The following is a 16,695-nucleotide window of genomic DNA, read 5'->3' as shown; positions in this document are numbered from 1 at the left end:
CTAAGCCCACCGGAAAATAGCTCAAAATAACAGGCGCCTTGGTTCTGCCTCGGAAGATCGGATCGCCTGCTATTTTCGTTCCGGATGGCAAGCGGGTGCTTCCAGGCTTTCTAGATCATTGAGCTGGGAAATCAGCTGGTAGAGGCGTCCGTGATCGCGCTGGTTGAAGTGGAAAACCAATCTCGGTAAGCTTTCGGTGCGATCAATATCCTGCTTGGGTTGAGGCTCGGATTGGCTCCGTTCCTCCCATAGCGCGTCGCTTTTTTGAATCGCCCCGGAAATTAAAATGTCCTGGAAGTCCTGGTTCAAGCGATCGACCACCGTATCGGAGATGGCACAGTTGAGCCGAATCACAAAGCGATCGCCCACGTAGCGGCTGGAGTGATAAACCCGATAGAAATTCGCAACTTCGTTACAGGCTTGCTCCACGCTATCGGTTACCGAATAGAGGCGATGGTCCTCGGGACTAATGAGCTGCTGCGCCGTCAGATGGGTGCGAATGTAGGTGTCCCAATCCTGCCAGTAGTTCGATCCGGGGGGAGCCACCAGCACTACCGGAATAGGAGGAGACTTGCCCGTTTGTCCCAAGGTCAAACATTCAAAGGCCTCATCCAGTGTCCCAAAGCCTCCTGGAAACACCGCTATGGCATCCGTCTCCCGCAGAAAAAACAGCTTTCGCGTAAAAAAATATTTAAAGTCAATGAGCTTGGCATCGCCCGCAATATAAGGATTCGTGGATTGTTCAAAGGGCAGTTGAATGTTCAACCCAAAGGAATGCTCCGCGGTTGCCCCAGCGTTGCCCGCCTCCATAATTCCTCCCCCAGCCCCGGTCATGACCATGAAACCTCGCTCAATGATGGCTTGGGCGAACTGGACGGCCATCTGGTACGCCTGGCTAGTGGGGGTGAGACGAGAGGACCCAAAGATGGCTACCTTACGGGTGTGGCGATAGGGATGGAAGACCTCAAATCCCCGCGCCATGTCCTGCAGGGCTGCGCTGAGAATTTTCCAGTCCAGTCGGTCTAAATCTTGCTCCGAGAGATCGATCAACGTTTTAAGGGATCGCTGAATGAGTTTGCCATGCTCGTGGTCAGAGAGGTGGGCCATGAGGGTCGCCATTTTCTGACTGAGTTCTGACGCAGCGGTGGACCTGAAGTTCATAAATTTCCTATCTCAGTTTTGCCTATCTCAGTGATGAAGATGTTCTCATTGCCAGACTCTCTCCCCTGCATGGCCGGCGGACTAGATGGCTCAACGCCTATTGCCAGCTTAGCGGCCTGCTGCGCCGGTAGCCAACTGCTGCCGGTTTTTCCTCAGAGTGAGAACCGTGGCGCCAAGGCCCTACCCCATTGTTTTGGGGGACTGTATAATAGAGTCAGTGCATGGGGCTGTCACGGCTTCGACGTGTTAGTGAACGTAGCTTTATGCAGGCCGAGAGTGAGTCTCCTCTCGCTAATCCAAGGCTCAATCATCAATAGATGCAAACAACATCTATCCTTTCGCTCGTAAGGCAGCTCCTGTAGCAGCCTAAAACCCTCTAGGTTTTGAGCATCTGTAGCTCGACTCCGTTAAGAGTTACGGATAACCCCTAACGGATGCGCTCTAGGATAGTTCTGGCTCATCCTAGGGCAAAGACCTTAACCAGAGAGCCTCGCACCCGGGTTAAGGGGTGTTCCTCGCTTTGCGGGATTTGCAGAGCTAAGCCTGTGAAAGAATAAGGCACTAATAGCTAGGGCGGACACGGGTTCGACTCCCGTCAGCTCCACTATGAAGTGATCTCGTTCAGTCGATCTCACCAAAAGATGTCTCAAGACATCCCTCAAACCCGCTCTAGCAGCGGGTTTTTACTTTTAAGAATGGGATGGATCAACAGAGGGCAGGTGGGGAGAGGCCAGGGGCTCATCGGGGTCTTGGGTCATGCCACCAGCTTTGCTGCTGCGGGGACAGGCGCTGGGTATAAAGCGTTAAAACCATCGGATCGGGGGTAGCTGGATACCCAATGAGTTCCACGCTATAGGAGGGATAGCGTTTGGTGGCTAAATCCACAATAAACCGCCGGCCAATGCGGCGCCAGCTGGGTTCCTTGCCTCGCCACTGCAGGCGACAGCAGGGCCAGGGAAGCTGTTCGCGGTCGTATAAACGGCAGCAGGGACCCATAATCCGGTAGCTGAACTGGAAACCGGGACTTTGCACAATGGTTCCGCAGGGGAGGGGATGTTGAAGCGCGGCTGGGCTGTGGGACCCTGGACTGTCCGTTTCCGAAACCATAACGAGGGGCAATAAAGACTCTACTCAACAAAAAATCTACTCAACAAAACCGACACTCTTTGAATGCGTTAGCGGTCCATGGGGCGATCGCGGTGGCCAGGAGGCTGGGCTGATAAAAATTGTGCCACATCTGCGGCGGTGGGGTGGTCCGCGATCGCCCCTAACTGAAGCGTGGTTAAGGCGCCCACTGCGCTGGCATAGCGGACTAAATCCTCGGCCTGTTGCGGGTTGTCGACCAGGGAGGTTTGGAGTTGAGAGAGCCGATGGAGACAGCCTGCCACAAACCCGTCTCCTGCCCCGGTGCTGTCCACACAGGATACGGGAAAGGCGGGCATGGATCCGGTGTTACCCTGCAGCCAGTAGCGACAGCCCTGGGATCCTGCCGTCACGAACACTCCCTGTAGATGGGGGAGATCGGCTGCCATGCTTCCGGGATCCTGGCTACCCCATAGCCAATCGGCTTCTTCACTGGAGAGCTTTAGATAGTCCACCTGGGGTAACAGGGTCTGAAGGATTGCGATCGCGGATGCGGGCTGGGACCAAAACATCGGTCGCCAGTTCACATCTAAAAAGCATTCCACGCCCTGCTGGCGGGCAGTGGCTAGAAGATCTAAGCTGGACTGCCGCCCAGAGGGGGAAGCGAACATTAATGTCCCCAGCACTAGATAGTCTGCCGCTTCCAGGATCTGGCGCGGCACCCGGGAGGCTTGAAACTGCTGATCGGCAAATTCGCGGAAGGCTCCAAACCCTAAAAACTGGCGATCGCCTTCCGGGCTATGCGTCACATAAACCTGACGAGTGGGATAGGTTTGATGGCGTTGGAGGCCTTGGAGATTGACACCATAATGTTCAAGCACTGAGACCAGATGATTCCCGGCTGAATCTGTGCCAATGCACCCTAAAAATGCGCTAGGGGTGCCAAGGCGCTGGAGAGCACAGGCCACATTGGCGGGTGCCCCCCCTGGAAAATCGTGCCAGGCTCGAAGGGCTGAGGGCGCGGCACCGGATTCAGTGGCGAGCCGATCGATCAGGGCTTCTCCCAGGCAGATCACCTGACCCATGGGTGGGGCTACGGTCGCGCTTCGGCAAAGATTTCCGCCAGAATTTCTCCTGCACCCTGGGCCTTGAGCCTATCGGCAAGCTGGATACCCAGATCTTCAGCCTTCGTGGCAGATCCGGTGACCGAGTCACGCAAGAGGCGCTGCCCGTCGAGGCTGGCAACCATTCCCGTTAAGGTTAAATTGTCTCCGGTGAGGGTGGTATTGACCCCAATGGGAACTTGACATCCTCCCTCCAGTTCCCGGAGAAATGAACGTTCGGCCAGACAGCGATAGGCCGTAGGCGGATGCTCTAAGCCCTTAATCAGCTGAAGAATCTCTGGGTCCTCCGTTCGACATTCGATGCCCAGAGCGCCTTGCCCCACGGCATGGAGTGAAACCTCCGGGGGCAGAACCTCATGAATGCGATCGCCAAACCCCAGGCGCTTCAGACCCGCAACGGCCAAAACAATGGCGTCAAATTCCCCAGAATCCAGCTTGGCTAGCCGGGTGTTGAGATTGCCGCGAATATCCTTGAATTCCAGGTGGGGATAGTGGTGACGCAGTTGGGCTAGCCGCCGTAGGGAAGACGTTCCCACAATGGTTCCCTCGGGCAGGGTGGCTAGCTGATACTGCTGAAACGAGGCATGGACCACCAAGGCGTCCGCGGGGTCTTCTCGCTCTGTGATTGCTCCAAGCATCAGTCCCTCTGGAAGATGGGTCGGTAGATCCTTGAGGGAATGGACGGCAAGATCGGAGTCCCGACGCAGCATGGACACCTCAAGCTCCTTAGTGAACAGACCCTTGTCGCCAATTTTGGCCAGGGCCACATCCAGGATGTTGTCGCCCTGGGTACTCATGGTGTCGACCTCAAAGGTAATCTCTGGATAGAGCTTTGCCAGCTCCCCCTGAACCCAGTGGGTCTGAACCAGGGCCAGCTGGCTCTTACGAGAGGCGATCCGAACAGTGCGAGTTGCGGTAGTCATGGAGAATGAAGAAACAATTGAGTGAGTCGATCAATGGAGAACCTGCAGTAGAGACCTGGCGGGAGGCCGGAATTTCAGGTCCACGGTCTGGATCTAGGGGCTGCTAAACCTTCGAGGAAAACTGGTTGGGTTTGGTTGGGAGGTTAAACAGCAGGTGGAGGGACTGCATGGCCCGCTGACGCATTTCAATATCCTGCTGGGCTCGCAACTGCACCATGGGGTCGTGCAGAATTTTGTTCACAATGCCGCGAGTCAAGGCCTCAATGACCTCCTGGTGTTTTTCTCCAAACTCGCTTCCCAGACGCGATAGGGCTTTTTCTAGCTCCTGTTCACGAATGGTTTCAATCTTGCTGCGCAGGCTGCTGATGGTGGGAATGGTCTCTAGCGATCGCCACCAAACGACAAAGGACTCCAACTCCTGCTCTAGCAGGGCTTCGGCCTCCATGGCCATTTGACGCCGACTCTCCTGATTTTGAGCCACGACGGCCTTCAGGTCATCTACGTTAAAGGCCTGCACCTGGGTTAATTCCGCCACATTGCTGTGGACGTTGCGCGGGACTGAGATATCCACCACCATAAATCTCGATTTATGACAAACGACCGGCTCCAAGGTTTGACGGTTGAGAATGGGTTCGGTAGCCCCGGTGCTGGTAAACACCAGATCCGACTCAGACAGGATCACCTGCATTTGCGTCAGAGGTTGCAGAACCAGGGAGGCGTCCTTAAATTGCCGGGCTAGTTCCTCGGCTCGCTTGAGGGATCGATTTAAGATGGTGATCTGGTTGGCTCCCTTACTTAATAGGTGCTGCACCAGCAGCCGCGACATTTTTCCGGCCCCAATGATGGCTACGCGGCATGCGGTTAAATCCTCGCTTTTCATCTGGGCTAGCTCAACGGCAGCGGAGCTGATGGAAACGGCTCCTGTCCCAATGCTGGTTTCGGTTCTCACTCGCTTGCCGGCTGAGATGGCTTGCTTGAGCAGGCGCTCTAGAATGGGACCTGTGCCCTTGTAGCGCTGCCCCATCTTATGGGTTTGCTTAACCTGGGAAAGAATTTGCCCTTCACCCAGCACTAGGCTGTCTAATCCAGAGGCGACCCGCATCAGATGCATCACGGCGTCTTGATGCAGCAGGATAAATAAATGGGGCCGCAACTCGGCCAGGGGCAGGTGACTCCAATCGGCGAGAAACTGGGTAATCTCGCGGATTCCGTGTTCGGTATCTTGAATGATGGTGTAAATTTCAAGGCGATTGCAGGTGCTCAAGACGGCAACTTCTTCCACATGGGAATAGCTGCGCAGCTGGGTGGTGGCCTGTTCCTTGGCGTCATCCGGAATGCTCAGCTTCTCTCGAATCTCGACGGGCGCAGTCTTATGACTTAACCCGATAACTGCAATATTCATCTCTCCTCCCTAACGAAGATGCTGCTTAAATTAATTCTCTAAAAATTCTCTAAAAAACCGGAACCCTTAGCTGATTGAATCGAGCGGTCCCTGAGGGGGGATCACAAAAGCAGCCCAGGGTCAAGCCGCCTTTGGACGCAAAATTCCCCGAAGGGCAAAGGGCTTCGGGGAATGGCTGATTATCTAGTTTAGCTGAAGGGCACGGCCGTCGCGGTCGTCAAACATGTGAATGGTGTCAACAAATCGGGCGGTTCTAGACTGGGTGGAAATAATCAACGACTGGGTTCTGGCACCGCCGGAAAAGAAGCGGACCCCCTTCATAAGGTTTCCATTGGTGATTCCGCAGGCGGCAAATAGAACGGTTTCTCCACAGGCCAGCTCTTCAGCGGAGTAGACGCGATCGGGATCCTGAATACCCATCTCCGCCAGGCGAGCCAGGTTGCTCTCTTTGCTCTCTCCAATCAGTCCGGTTTTGACCACCTCAGGATCGTAGATGAGCTGACCTTGAAAGTGTCCGCCCAGGGCCCGCATGGCCGCTGCAGAAATGACTCCCTCTGGTGCGGCGCCAATTCCCATCAAGGCGTGGATGTTAGTCCCTGAAAACCCACAGGAAATGGCGGCGGAGACATCGCCGTCGGAGATGAGCGCTACCCGAGCACCGGCATCGCGGATTTCTTGAATCAGCTCGTTGTGGCGATCGCGCTTCATGACCACCACCACCAGGTCCTCAATGGCTCGGTCTAAGCACTCAGAGAGGATTTTTAAGTTTTCCGTGGCGGACTTGTTAATATCCACCTTGCCCTTGGCAGCCGGAGGGGCGGCCAGCTTTTTCATATAGAAATCAGGGGCAGCAAATAGGCCGCCTTTCTCGGAAATGGCAAGGACGGCCATTGACCCGTTTTGACCGTAGGCAACGAGATTGGTGCCTTCGCAGGGGTCCACGGCAATGTCGATTTCCACCAGTTCCTCCAGACTGCAGACCTCCGCTGCATTGGGCTGGGAGCAAATCCCCACTTCTTCGCCGATGTAGAGCATGGGGGCATCGTCGCGCTCGCCTTCCCCAATCACGATGCGGCCGCGCATGTGAATTTGGTTCATGCGCTCACGCATTGCCTCAACAGCCACTTGGTCTGCGGTGTTTTTCTCACCTTTTCCCATCCATCGAGCGGAAGCGATCGCCGCTTTCTCGACGACCTCAATAATCTCTAGTCCGATGACATTGTCCACGTGCTCGTTCCTCCCAAGTGCTGATTTTGCCGATCAATTACTCATCTGGATACATTTCAAGCCAAGAGACTAAAATTTGAAAACCTCAAGCCCTTATGAAATGCCGTATTGCGTAAGTTAATTAACAATTTTCAATCCTATCAGACCGGGGAACCCTGAAAATCATCCGTTCACGGAATCCCCCATTATTAATTTTTATGGACCTGAAGGACAAAAACCCGCTGAGGGGGTTAGGGATGTAACGCTTCTGCGGTTCGCCTTAACTCAGGGCTGCCACCACCTGATTGTCCAGCAGGGTTTCTTGGGTGAGCAAATCTTCCACGGTCATTCTTAAGATCCGCTGCGCATCCACTCGAAACAGCACCTTGATGCGATCGCTCCCGGGATAGCCCGGTGGCCTTAAGGGGGCAATCTGACGTCCACCTTCCGTGTCGTTGAGGGGGTGTATCTGAGCCTGGGCAGTGCTGAGGCTGCGGGTCACCAGGCGATCGCCATCAAAAAAGACCTCTGTCCCGCCCAGGTGCTCAGAACCGAGCTCGCCAATCACCAGCTCAATACTGGGCTGACCCTCCGTGGAAGCTCCCAGAATTAGCTCAATGGCCTCTTGCATCGGATAGGGCTGTCCAGCGGGGATAATCGGATGCCAGGCATGGGTATTGTGACGGCGGTCCCAATAGCGCACCCCGTAGCTGTGGTAGAGAAAATCTCGAACTTCTGTGCCCTGAATCAGCTGGAGAGCGCCATGGGCGATGGCATCAAAGGGACGATGGCTGAGCACCTTATCCGCGCTGAAGTACTGTTCAACCCAGTGGCGTACCGCTGGAATTTGACTGCTGCCACCGACCATCAAAACAGCGTCGATGTCTTCGATCTTCAGGCCCTGGCGTTGCGCCCCCTGGATCACCTGTTGTAGACAGCCATCGAGACGGTCGAAAAACTGATGCTGTTGGAGAATTTGCTCAAACTCAGCCCGATCGAGGGATAGATCGTAGCTCTCAAAGGCTTGGTCATCAAAATACACCTCCGTGGCCTGGGTTTGCAGCGAAAGCTGGATCTTAAGGCGCTCTGCAAGGCGAGCCGTTAGGGCGCAAGCCGGCAGATTTTGGGTTTGGACGAAGTGATCCACAATCCAATTATCTAAATCTGACCCGCCTAAATTTTGTCCGGCCTTGGCCAGGACGCGGGCTGTTCTCTGGCGCTGCCCCGAGGATTGGGCAAAGGATTGATCGCCCCACTTGAGGATAAAGCCAAGGGCTGGGGAGGCCTGGCGCGATTGGGGATCTAGCTGCACTAGGGAAAAATCCAGGGTGCCGCCCCCAAAGTCAAGCACCAGCAGGCAATCCTGATGGGCTTTTCCGTACCCCAGGGCGGCGGCGGTGGGCTCATCAATCATCCGCACTTGCTCCACCTCTAGGTGGGAAAACACCGCCCCTAACCAGTGGCGATAGGCTTCAAAACTATCCACGGGCACCGTGACCACCAGGGACTGTTTGGCATCGGGATACTGCTGCTGCAGCTGGGTCATGATCTGATGCAGGTACCACTGCCCGACCTGCTCAAAGGTGATGGATTGATCCTCAAGGATGGGAAGAAAGCCCTGAATGGGGGTGCCGATGCCGCGCTTAAAGGCGCGAAAGAAGCGAGGGTCGTGATGAATATCTAGGCCGCGATCGCGAACCGCCTGCCCGGCTACAACGTGGGGTTGGGCCGCATTTTCTACATAAAGTAGGCTGGGGATTAGGGCTGGATTTTGGCCAAGTTGAGCGCTGAGGTCAGGAAGGCGCAAAATTTCCGATTTTTCTGCCGCTGGATTCCAGCGAGCAATGACGGTGTTACTTGTTCCAAAGTCAAGGGCGTAGCTCACTCTCGTTGCGTCTTAAACCAGCAGGACACCCCTAACCTTAGCAATATTTCCAGCCATATTTCCTCTCTAGAAAGGCAAGGAGATCCTCCAGCCCCCTTACTGCTGTCCGAGGTGGCCGGGAAAAAAATCCAGGCCCAAGGTGGACTTGAGCAAGTAGAGGGCCAATAGAATTCCAGCGGACACCATTAAATTTAAGCCCAACAGTAGCATCAGAGCGGCGATGACATTACCCATGCGACTGGCGGGGCTCCCCGTCTCGGGCCGCTGAAAGCGCCGCCGTTCTGGTCCGACCATGATTACCAGATAGTAGCGGGCTAAAAATAAGTCCACCTGAAACCTTAAGTCCACGATCTTTGGCTGAGGCTTGGGCGGAGAAATTGATTTTTCCAGTAAGATGCGCACGGCTCGAAGCTGTGCCACTGTCAAGCTTCCCCGAATGTCCTCTGGCATCTGGGCCAGATAGCGCTCGGCAATCTGCCGACGAAGACGGGGGGGAGCGGGTTGGAACTCCATAGGCGGATACTGCTAACGACCCTATGCTTAGGAATCCCTTCCTTCCACCCTAAGAAACAATTCTCAGCCAGTAGCCCCAAGCTCCTAAACCAACATTGAGGCTGTAGATCCCCGCCAGGAGGCTTCCCGCCGGTCGGCTGCGCCACTGTTTTGGGGCCTGGGCCAGGAGGACCATCGTGACTAGGGCCATGCTCCAAAGGCCTAGTAGGGATGCGGCCCACACATACCCATGCTGCCAGTGGACGTGGACAGGTTGGGCATAGGTATAGGCTGCCACTCCAATGACGCCTGTAATCCAGGCGTTGACCAGCGGTATGGCGGCTGGGCCTGCCCTTGCCAGGTGAACCAGACAAATAACGGTGCCCGTCCAGCCTAGCCAGGACATTTGGTAGGCCATCATCAGCCATCCTAGCCCCCAAAGACAGATCAGCCGCAGTAGCCAGACCCCCCTAGCTGTTCTGTTGAAGTTGACCCATCGGGGACAGGCGGGGGTGCGTTTAGGATTTAGTCCCATGGATGCTTGGAAACTTTAAGACTTGAGAACTTCAGGGCTTGAGAACTTCAAAATGCTGTTGCTAGGGTTCACCAATCTGGGGGACTTGGCATCAGAGCGTTCAAACTTAGGCGAGTCCTAAGGGGGGCAGGGGTGAGGGCGACCTTTCCAGGAGGGGAAGGACAAAAAAAGCGATCGCCCTTAGATTGGCGATCGCTGCACGAGAATCTCGTTGAATTGGCAACCTTCTCCGGGCTTGCCGGGAGGGGAGGTGCTGAGCCGAAGAGCACCATTCCTAGAGGCGGCTAAACGTCATACATTCGACATTCCTGAGCTTCTGGGTGCGCTTCACAAAAGCGATCGAGGCTGCTTACCTGGGGATGCTGGACACGATGGTGGGCCAGCGCTGCCTGTAACTCTTCTACGATGTCCCACCGCGCCGCACAGGCGGGAGAGGTGTGGCCTTCCAGCGAGCAAACTGAATGGGCATCTTCAATGGCTAGGGATAGAGCCTCTTGATCAACAGCTGAAACCATATTAAACTCCGCTTTCTAGGAAAATGGCTGTATCGGACACTCCTCGAAGCCTGCACCGATCTCGATCAAGGGGGGAGGAGCCTCCTCACCCATTCTGACCAATTTATTGCCCGGATGCGGTTCCAAAATCTGTAATCATTTTGAACTTTTGCCCTGGTCCTCCCCTGGGATCGCCAGCGAAGGTGTTTGATCTCAGGCCATTCTGTGTTAGGTTAATTATCGCCTCAGGCGGGCGTAGTTTAGTGGTAAAACCTCAGCCTTCCAAGCTGATGATGGGGGTTCGATTCCCCCCGCCCGCTTTGATCCTGTGCCGTGAGACGTCCCTGGTTGTCTGTGACAGATTGATCTCATCGATGCCATTAAACCGATGATAAGGGATGGTCGATGTCCCCCTTTCTCCCCTCAACCTTGCTCTAACGACTCTGTTTGTCCCAGCTGCGCCTTAACAGACTGGACCCACTGGCGGGTGCTGTCAATATCCAGACGATAGCTCAAGGGGTGGGCCACCAGCCGAGCTGTACTTTCGTAGAGCACCTCCAGTTCCACCAAACCATTTTCCTTCAGTGTCCTTCCGGAGGACACGAGATCGACAATGGCCTCCGACATTCCGGTAATGGGTCCTAGTTCGACCGAACCGTAGAGGGTAATAATCTCAACGGGCAAATCCAGTTGCCCATAGAAATAGTCATGGGCGCAATGCACAAACTTGGAGGCTACGCGGCTGTGGGGGGGCAGCTGACGCGCGGATCGGTAGGCACTGTTTTGGGGGACCGCCACCGACATGCGGCAGTAGCCAAACTGTAGGTCCACTAGCTGGGCCACGTTGGGCTGTTTCTCCCGGAGCACGTCGTAGCCCACAATCCCAAGCTGGGCCTGACCATACTCCACGTAGACAGGAACATCCTGGGCCCGAACCAGTAGCCCCTGCGCCTGACCCGTGGGATCGGCAATCTGAAGCTGACGATTTCCCGGCGCTAAAAAGGCGCTAAAGTCTAGCCCAATGGATTGAAATAGCTCAATACTCTCCTGGAGTAAAGCCCCCTTGGGCAGCGCAACGGTCAGCATAATGACGTAGAACTCAGTCTAGAAAATTACTCAAGCGTTTCAATTTTGACAGAGCCTTGGTCATTCACCCAAGCAATTTTGCCAATCTCGCGCGCCTTGGCATAGGCCAGGGAGTCCTGGGGCGATCGCGCCATGAGCTCAATCTCCACTCGCTGTTGAGCGCTGCGAAGCTGAGCCGCCTGTTGAAATACCCAGTGGGTAGCAGCGGGGGTTTCAGGAACCACCAGAACGTGGCTTTTGCGAATTTGCGTCGGTAGAACGGCTTTAGTTTGCAAGATGTGGTGGATCTCTTGAATATTCATGGAAAACCCAATGCCGGGGATGGTTTTACCCTCAGGGTGGTAGGAGCTGAGTAATTCGTCGTAGCGTCCACCTTGGGCCAAAACCTTCTGACCATTTTCACTCACCACATCGAACACAATGCCTGTGTAGTAGTCGTAGGTTTGGAGTAAACTCAAGTCCAGGGTCACCTGGGCGTGATTGGTAACCAGAGCAATTAATGCCTCCAGGTTGTGGACAATGGCTGCCTGGGTCTCATCTAGGGGCCATTGATGCAGCTCTCCTAGAACCTGCTCTGGACTGCCCCGTAAATTCATCATCGCCAAAGCCCGCGCCTGCTGTTCAGAATCCAGAGGCAAATCCTTAAGGGCAATCTCGTTCAAGGTGGCCATCGCTTCGCGAACGCCCTGTCGCTGGGTGATCGGAAAGCTGTCTAGGAGCGATCGCGTTAATCGGGCATCCCCGAGTACCAAATGCCAGCGGTCAAGCCCTAACTGCTGCAGGCTCTCGCCCAAAAGCATTAACACCTCTGCGTTAGCCAACAGACCGGGGCTGCCCAGGAGTTCCAGCCCCGCCTGGAAAAACTCATGCTGCCCGGTGGCGTTGCCTACGGGCTGGCGCCGAAAAATATTGGCAACGTAGTAAAGCCGCTGTGGGTAGGTAACCCCAGACATTCGAGTCACTGCCGCTCGGGCAATAGAAGCGGTCAACTCTGGACGGAGCCCCAAATACACGCCTTCCTCGGCATCCCAAACTTGAATGACGGATTCCGGTTTGACCGCGCCCCCTGCCGTTAAGGTTTCCATACGCTCCAGCGTGGGGGTAATGATCCGGTGATACCCCCAGGCCTTAAAGACGTCCCGTAGGCGATCTTCAATCCATCGTTTTTGGGCAACGTCTAGGGGCAGAAGATCTCGTGCTCCCGCGGGCAATTGATACATCATGAATGGAGATTATTTGTTGCGCGATAGAAAACCAAACAAACTGAACTTCTTTCCCGATGAGGTCTGGGATGGCTTTGCCTTGCTCGGGGTGGACTTAGCCGGACGCACCTTTTGAATCTCGTTCAGGCCCGCACGGGCCTCCTTGTTATTGGGATCGGATTTTAACGCTTTGGTGTAGTAAGCGCGCGCCATGGCTGGGGTATTGAGATGCTGACGATAGACATCCCCGATTAGGGTTAAAACCTTTCCATTGGTGGGGTCAATGGGGTTATTGCCTTCCACCACTTCCCGCAGTTCACGCACCGCTTCCACGTAGCAGGCTTTGCGAATTAACTCTTCGGCGCGGCGACAATATTGCTCAATCAGCGCAATATTAACCTCTAGCATTTCCTCCGGTGGTGGCTGATGCTGCACCGGGACATCGGTTTTGCTAACGACGGCACGATCTTCTGGGGGCGGTGGCGGCACCACTTTGGGACGAACTGGAGGAGCCGGAGAAGGTTTGGATGGCTCTCGAGCGGGTTCTTCCCGCCGCATCAAGTAAACCAGATTCAGTTCGCTTAAATCTTCAGTAATTGCAAGATAGTTCTCGAACGACTCAAGCTGACGATGGGATAGCGCCTCGACTGCGGCTTGATAGGAGGGGTCGATCTCCGGAGCCCTCAGCAAGGTAAGGGCAGCTTCGGACACAGGACTGACTTTGGCTCGATTTTGGGCAGATCGCTGACCCACCAGCCTAAGCAGCAGGAAATATTCCTCCAGGTTTTTGTCTTGAGATAGAAATTCGTAGGCCGGATTGACCAGCCGCGATAGCACCATGCTGGCTTGATCTCGATTAATGCTTAGATCCGCGCTATCTGGATGGAGTCGGCGCGCAATCTTGAGATATCGTTTGCGAATGACTTTTCCATCAGCGCCGAGAGGAACTCCTAAAATTGCAAAGTGATCCTGACAATCAAAGGAGGACAGTCCCCGACTTAGCTTGAGTTCTTTGGGTGGCATTCGCGTTTACTGATTTTTACTGAACGGATGGTTTTGTAAGGCGGATAGTTTTGTAAAACAATGAAACTGGATACAAAGCTTTTTAATCAAGGATTCCCCGAGCAGTCCCAATTTGGCAATCAATCGGGAAAGCTTGAGAATCGAATGTTATGAGGACGAAAAATGCTCCTGCCATTTTAACGCCTATTTTGTCAATCCTTGAGTTGGAAATCTAGTAGCGGCATCTGGAGTCTTCCCTGGCGCTGATCTCCCCTGGCGTCATGCTCCCCGGAGAGGTCATGAATCGGGTAGCGTTATGGAGTCTAAATCCAAGGGCTTAACGCGGCTGAGGACCTGACTCATGGCGCGATGCAGCCGCCCATTACTCGCTAAAATCCGACCGGAGGCTAAATCAAAGGGGCTCTGGTCATAGGCCGTGACCTGGCCCCCCGCCTCCTGAACAATGACCACGCCCGCGGCCAGATCCCACGGGGACAAGCCGCGTTCCCAATAGCCGTCAAGGCGCCCGCAGGCTACATAGGCCAAATCAATGGAGGCTGACCCTCCCCGGCGCACTCCCTGGGTCAGGTGCGTAAACTGACAGAACTCAGCATAATTGTTATCTGCTGTTTCGCGTCGGTCGTAGGCAAAGCCGGTCACCAGCAAGCTCTGGGCGAGGGTGGAGGTGTTAGAGACGTGAATGGGTTGCCGATTGAGGGTAGCCCCAAGACCGGTGGCGGCGCGAAACAGTTCCCGATGAAAGGGAACATAGACGACCCCTACCCTGGGAACTTGATCAATTAAAAGGGCCACTGATACTGCAGAAAATGGGTACTGATGGGCATAGTTGGTGGTGCCATCCAGCGGATCGATGGTCCAGAGATAACGGCTGTCGACCTGGCCCCCTTGTCCAGATTCCTCGGCGAGAATACCGTGATTGGGAAAATGCCGCTGGATAACGTTGAGGATTTCTCTCTCAGCGGCGGCATCGGCCTCCGTCACGAGATCTCCCGGTCGACCCTTTTCGCGCACGGTGGTGAGATTACCCCAGTATTGCTCTAGAATACTGCCCCCGGTTAAGGCGGCTTCGGAGGCAATATCAAGGAATTGGGGGTATGAATCGGTCATGGCGGTTCTTGAGGATCAGAGGCTGGGATTTGGCCTTCTCGTGGGAGCTTAGTCTTCGTCGAGGGGAAGCCCTTGGCGCACCCTGCCTTTGCCAAAATATTGTCCAAATTGAAGTTCGTACACTTCGTCCTCGTCCTGGGTTTCGGCCACAAGGTTGGATTCAGGATAGCTGACACAGAGCAGCGCGTAGCCCTGACGCTGGAGGTGGGGAGAAAGGCCCATGGCCTCTGGCTGGTGTAAATGGCCAGAGGACACCCGAACCGCGCAGGTGGTACAGGCGCCATTTCGACAGGAGAAGGGGAGCTGAATGCCCTGCGCTTCTGCGCTTTCTAAGATGTAGCGATCGCTGTCTGCTGTAAATTGATACCTTTGATCGCGGCGGCGATCATAAATTTGAATTTGATAGCTTGAGTTCATGCCAGCGTCTTTCGTAAAAACTATTTCCTTAGCGGTCCGGCTTCTGTTAACATAGCCTAATTGTAAGGCGCAACGAGCGTCCGTTCAGCAGTCATTTTTTGCTTGTCAGAAAAGCGCTGATTCGATTTACGCCCTGGAGAGATGGCCGAGTGGTTGAAGGCGCAGCACTGGAAATGCTGTTTAGGGGCAACCTTAACGAGGGTTCGAATCCCTCTCTCTCCGTTCTTCACCTTCTAATATCACCGCCATGCAAGCGCTATATCGGCATCGCCGTCAGACTCTCCTGGACAAAATCGGGCATGGGACGGTTGTGATCCGCAGCGCCCCCCTGGCGGTGATGCATCATGACGTCGAATATAACTTTCGTCAAGACAGTGATTTCTTCTACTTAACGGGCTTAGACGAACCAGAGTCGGTGGCTTTGCTAGTGGGCAACCACGAAGCGCATCAGTTTGTGTTGTTTGTGCGGCCGAAAAACCCGATCCTGGAAACCTGGACGGGCTATCGCGTAGGAGTGGAGCTAGCCAAGGAACGCTTTGGGGCAGATGCCGTTTACTCCATTGAAGAGTTGGATGAGCATCTGCCCCAGTACCTCGCCTGTGCGGACCGAATCTACTATCATTTGGGACGCGATCGCAGCTTTAATGAGACCCTCTTGCGCCATTGGCAAACCCTGTTGGCGGGCTATCAGCGCAGCGGCACTGGCCCCCTTGCCCTGGAGGATTATGGCCCGTTACTGCATGGTCAGCGCTTGATTAAAGATGATCATGAGCTATCCCAAATTCGAACCGCGGTGGAGATTGCCGTGGAGGCCCACAACCTAGCGCAGGCGCTGACGCAACCTGGGCGATATGAATACGAGATCCAGGCCGAGATGGAAAAGGTATTTCGCGCTCAAGGGGCGATGGGGCCAGCCTACCCCTCTATTGTGGCCGCAGGTGCCAATGCCTGCATCTTGCACTACACCAGCAACAATACCCAGATGCAGGAGGGAGACTTGCTTTTGGTGGATGCTGGTGCGAGCTATGGTTACTACAATTCTGATATCACTCGCACCTTTGCGGTGGGCCAGTCCATGAGCCGCGAACAGCAGGCGCTCTATGAACTAGTGCTGGCCGCCCAGAGGGCGGCCATCGCACAGGTTCAACCGGGCCACCGCTTCAATCAGCCCCATGATCAGGCAGTGCGGGTTCTTACGGAGGGCCTGGTCGATCTGGGTCTGTTAGTGGGCGAAGTGGAGACCTTGATTGAAGAAGAGGCCTACAAGCCCTTCTACATGCATCGCACCAGTCACTGGCTGGGACTGGATGTCCACGATGTGGGTGCCTATAAAGAGGCCTCAGGGGAATGGCGATTGCTGCAAGCGGGGCAACTGCTCACCATTGAACCGGGACTTTACGTTAGTCCCACCATCGAACTGATGGAAGGTCAACCGCCGGTTCCTCCTGACTGGCGGGGCATTGGTATTCGCATTGAAGATGATGTTTTAGTGACTGCCGAGGGCTGTGAGGTGCTGACTGCCGGAGTTCCCAAATAAATCCGTAATTCGATCCTT

At 54.9% G+C, this 16,695-nt stretch carries 16 protein-coding genes, 2 tRNA genes and 1 other RNA gene; 4 read left to right on the top strand and 15 right to left on the bottom strand.

Going from position 1 to position 16,695, the window contains the following annotated elements:
* Positions 1–69 precede the first annotated feature (69 nt).
* Positions 70–1,161: an LOG family protein gene (locus QQ91_RS01425; RefSeq protein ID WP_166279054.1), complete on the bottom strand. Its 1,092-nt coding sequence runs from the start codon at positions 1,159–1,161 to the stop codon at positions 70–72.
* 223 nt (positions 1,162–1,384) lie between these two features.
* Between QQ91_RS01425 and ssrA the strand changes: the two genes are divergently transcribed.
* Positions 1,385–1,768, top strand: a transfer-messenger RNA (tmRNA) gene (gene ssrA / locus QQ91_RS01420).
* 131 nt (positions 1,769–1,899) lie between these two features.
* Here ssrA and QQ91_RS01415 read toward each other — a convergent pair.
* The 9 genes from QQ91_RS01415 to QQ91_RS01375 form a co-directional block, all read right to left on the bottom strand.
* The gene (locus tag QQ91_RS01415) at positions 1,900–2,268 is read right to left on the bottom strand and encodes a DUF8632 family protein (RefSeq protein ID WP_166279051.1); all 369 of its coding nucleotides are present in this window, start codon (positions 2,266–2,268) and stop codon (positions 1,900–1,902) included.
* 68 nt (positions 2,269–2,336) lie between these two features.
* A complete protein-coding gene (locus QQ91_RS01410) occupies positions 2,337–3,329 on the bottom strand; it encodes a carbohydrate kinase family protein (RefSeq protein WP_166279048.1) in 993 nt (330 codons plus the stop codon).
* An 8-nt stretch (positions 3,330–3,337) separates the two neighbouring features.
* Positions 3,338–4,291, bottom strand: a complete 954-nt coding sequence (gene hemC, locus QQ91_RS01405) for a hydroxymethylbilane synthase (RefSeq protein WP_166279045.1) — start codon at positions 4,289–4,291, stop codon at positions 3,338–3,340.
* Between the two features lie 103 nt (positions 4,292–4,394).
* Positions 4,395–5,693 carry a glutamyl-tRNA reductase gene (locus QQ91_RS01400; protein WP_166279042.1) on the bottom strand — a complete coding sequence of 433 codons (1,299 nt, stop codon included), beginning with the start codon at positions 5,691–5,693 and terminating at the stop codon, positions 4,395–4,397.
* Between the two features lie 183 nt (positions 5,694–5,876).
* The gene (gene glpX, locus QQ91_RS01395) at positions 5,877–6,920 is read right to left on the bottom strand and encodes a class II fructose-bisphosphatase (protein ID WP_166279039.1); all 1,044 of its coding nucleotides are present in this window, start codon (positions 6,918–6,920) and stop codon (positions 5,877–5,879) included.
* A gap of 259 nt (positions 6,921–7,179) precedes the next feature.
* Positions 7,180–8,784 carry an Hsp70 family protein gene (locus QQ91_RS01390; RefSeq protein ID WP_166279036.1) on the bottom strand — a complete coding sequence of 535 codons (1,605 nt, stop codon included), beginning with the start codon at positions 8,782–8,784 and terminating at the stop codon, positions 7,180–7,182.
* A gap of 96 nt (positions 8,785–8,880) precedes the next feature.
* Complete coding sequence (locus tag QQ91_RS01385; protein ID WP_166279033.1) at positions 8,881–9,297, bottom strand: hypothetical protein; 417 nt, start codon at positions 9,295–9,297, stop codon at positions 8,881–8,883.
* Positions 9,298–9,346: 49 nt separating this feature from the next.
* Positions 9,347–9,697: a hypothetical protein gene (locus QQ91_RS01380; RefSeq protein ID WP_250833224.1), complete on the bottom strand. Its 351-nt coding sequence runs from the start codon at positions 9,695–9,697 to the stop codon at positions 9,347–9,349.
* A 398-nt stretch (positions 9,698–10,095) separates the two neighbouring features.
* A complete protein-coding gene (locus tag QQ91_RS01375; RefSeq protein WP_166279027.1) occupies positions 10,096–10,326 on the bottom strand; it encodes a Calvin cycle protein CP12 in 231 nt (76 codons plus the stop codon).
* Positions 10,327–10,554: 228 nt separating this feature from the next.
* On the opposite strand from QQ91_RS01375, the gene QQ91_RS01370 reads away from it, so the two are divergent.
* Positions 10,555–10,625 (top strand) — tRNA-Gly (locus tag QQ91_RS01370).
* Between the two features lie 103 nt (positions 10,626–10,728).
* Here QQ91_RS01370 and hisG read toward each other — a convergent pair.
* The 5 genes from hisG to QQ91_RS01345 form a co-directional block, all read right to left on the bottom strand.
* Positions 10,729–11,391: an ATP phosphoribosyltransferase gene (hisG, locus tag QQ91_RS01365; RefSeq protein ID WP_166279024.1), complete on the bottom strand. Its 663-nt coding sequence runs from the start codon at positions 11,389–11,391 to the stop codon at positions 10,729–10,731.
* Between the two features lie 26 nt (positions 11,392–11,417).
* A complete protein-coding gene (locus tag QQ91_RS01360) occupies positions 11,418–12,614 on the bottom strand; it encodes an ATP phosphoribosyltransferase regulatory subunit (protein ID WP_166279021.1) in 1,197 nt (398 codons plus the stop codon).
* A gap of 9 nt (positions 12,615–12,623) precedes the next feature.
* Positions 12,624–13,616 carry a J domain-containing protein gene (locus QQ91_RS01355; protein WP_166279018.1) on the bottom strand — a complete coding sequence of 331 codons (993 nt, stop codon included), beginning with the start codon at positions 13,614–13,616 and terminating at the stop codon, positions 12,624–12,626.
* 276 nt (positions 13,617–13,892) lie between these two features.
* A complete protein-coding gene (locus QQ91_RS01350) occupies positions 13,893–14,723 on the bottom strand; it encodes an inositol monophosphatase family protein (protein ID WP_166279015.1) in 831 nt (276 codons plus the stop codon).
* A gap of 48 nt (positions 14,724–14,771) precedes the next feature.
* Entirely contained in the window at positions 14,772–15,140 is a 369-nt protein-coding gene (locus QQ91_RS01345) for a 2Fe-2S iron-sulfur cluster-binding protein (protein WP_166279012.1), read from the bottom strand.
* Positions 15,141–15,275: 135 nt separating this feature from the next.
* Between QQ91_RS01345 and QQ91_RS01340 the strand changes: the two genes are divergently transcribed.
* Positions 15,276–15,362: transfer RNA gene (locus tag QQ91_RS01340), tRNA-Ser, on the top strand.
* Between the two features lie 25 nt (positions 15,363–15,387).
* Positions 15,388–16,677 (top strand): aminopeptidase P N-terminal domain-containing protein, encoded by a 1,290-nt coding sequence (locus QQ91_RS01335; RefSeq protein WP_166279009.1) that lies wholly within the window; start codon positions 15,388–15,390, stop codon positions 16,675–16,677.
* Positions 16,678–16,695 lie beyond the last annotated feature (18 nt).

It is taken from the genome of Lyngbya confervoides BDU141951 (genome assembly GCF_000817775.3).
Taxonomy (GTDB): Bacteria; Cyanobacteriota; Cyanobacteriia; order Thermosynechococcales; family Thermosynechococcaceae; genus Lyngbya; species Lyngbya confervoides.
The sequence above is the reverse complement of the archived record's forward strand: the minus strand, read 5'-3'. Positions and strand labels throughout refer to the sequence as shown.

Bases quoted from the DNA above. Each gene is read 5' to 3' on its own strand.
- QQ91_RS01425 (WP_166279054.1), bottom strand. From the start codon at position 1,161: ATGAACTTCAGGTCCACCGCTGCGTCAGAACTCAGTCAGAAAATGGCG.
- QQ91_RS01415 (WP_166279051.1), bottom strand. From the start codon at position 2,268: ATGGTTTCGGAAACGGACAGTCCAGGGTCCCACAGCCCAGCCGCGCTT.
- QQ91_RS01410 (WP_166279048.1), bottom strand. From the start codon at position 3,329: ATGGGTCAGGTGATCTGCCTGGGAGAAGCCCTGATCGATCGGCTCGCC.
- hemC (WP_166279045.1), bottom strand. From the start codon at position 4,291: ATGACTACCGCAACTCGCACTGTTCGGATCGCCTCTCGTAAGAGCCAG.
- QQ91_RS01400 (WP_166279042.1), bottom strand. From the start codon at position 5,693: ATGAATATTGCAGTTATCGGGTTAAGTCATAAGACTGCGCCCGTCGAG.
- QQ91_RS01385 (WP_166279033.1), bottom strand. From the start codon at position 9,297: ATGGAGTTCCAACCCGCTCCCCCCCGTCTTCGTCGGCAGATTGCCGAG.
- QQ91_RS01380 (WP_250833224.1), bottom strand. From the start codon at position 9,697: ATGATGGCCTACCAAATGTCCTGGCTAGGCTGGACGGGCACCGTTATT.
- QQ91_RS01375 (WP_166279027.1), bottom strand. From the start codon at position 10,326: ATGGTTTCAGCTGTTGATCAAGAGGCTCTATCCCTAGCCATTGAAGAT.
- hisG (WP_166279024.1), bottom strand. From the start codon at position 11,391: ATGCTGACCGTTGCGCTGCCCAAGGGGGCTTTACTCCAGGAGAGTATT.
- QQ91_RS01360 (WP_166279021.1), bottom strand. From the start codon at position 12,614: ATGATGTATCAATTGCCCGCGGGAGCACGAGATCTTCTGCCCCTAGAC.
- QQ91_RS01355 (WP_166279018.1), bottom strand. From the start codon at position 13,616: ATGCCACCCAAAGAACTCAAGCTAAGTCGGGGACTGTCCTCCTTTGAT.
- QQ91_RS01350 (WP_166279015.1), bottom strand. From the start codon at position 14,723: ATGACCGATTCATACCCCCAATTCCTTGATATTGCCTCCGAAGCCGCC.
- QQ91_RS01345 (WP_166279012.1), bottom strand. From the start codon at position 15,140: ATGAACTCAAGCTATCAAATTCAAATTTATGATCGCCGCCGCGATCAA.
- QQ91_RS01335 (WP_166279009.1), top strand. From the start codon at position 15,388: ATGCAAGCGCTATATCGGCATCGCCGTCAGACTCTCCTGGACAAAATC.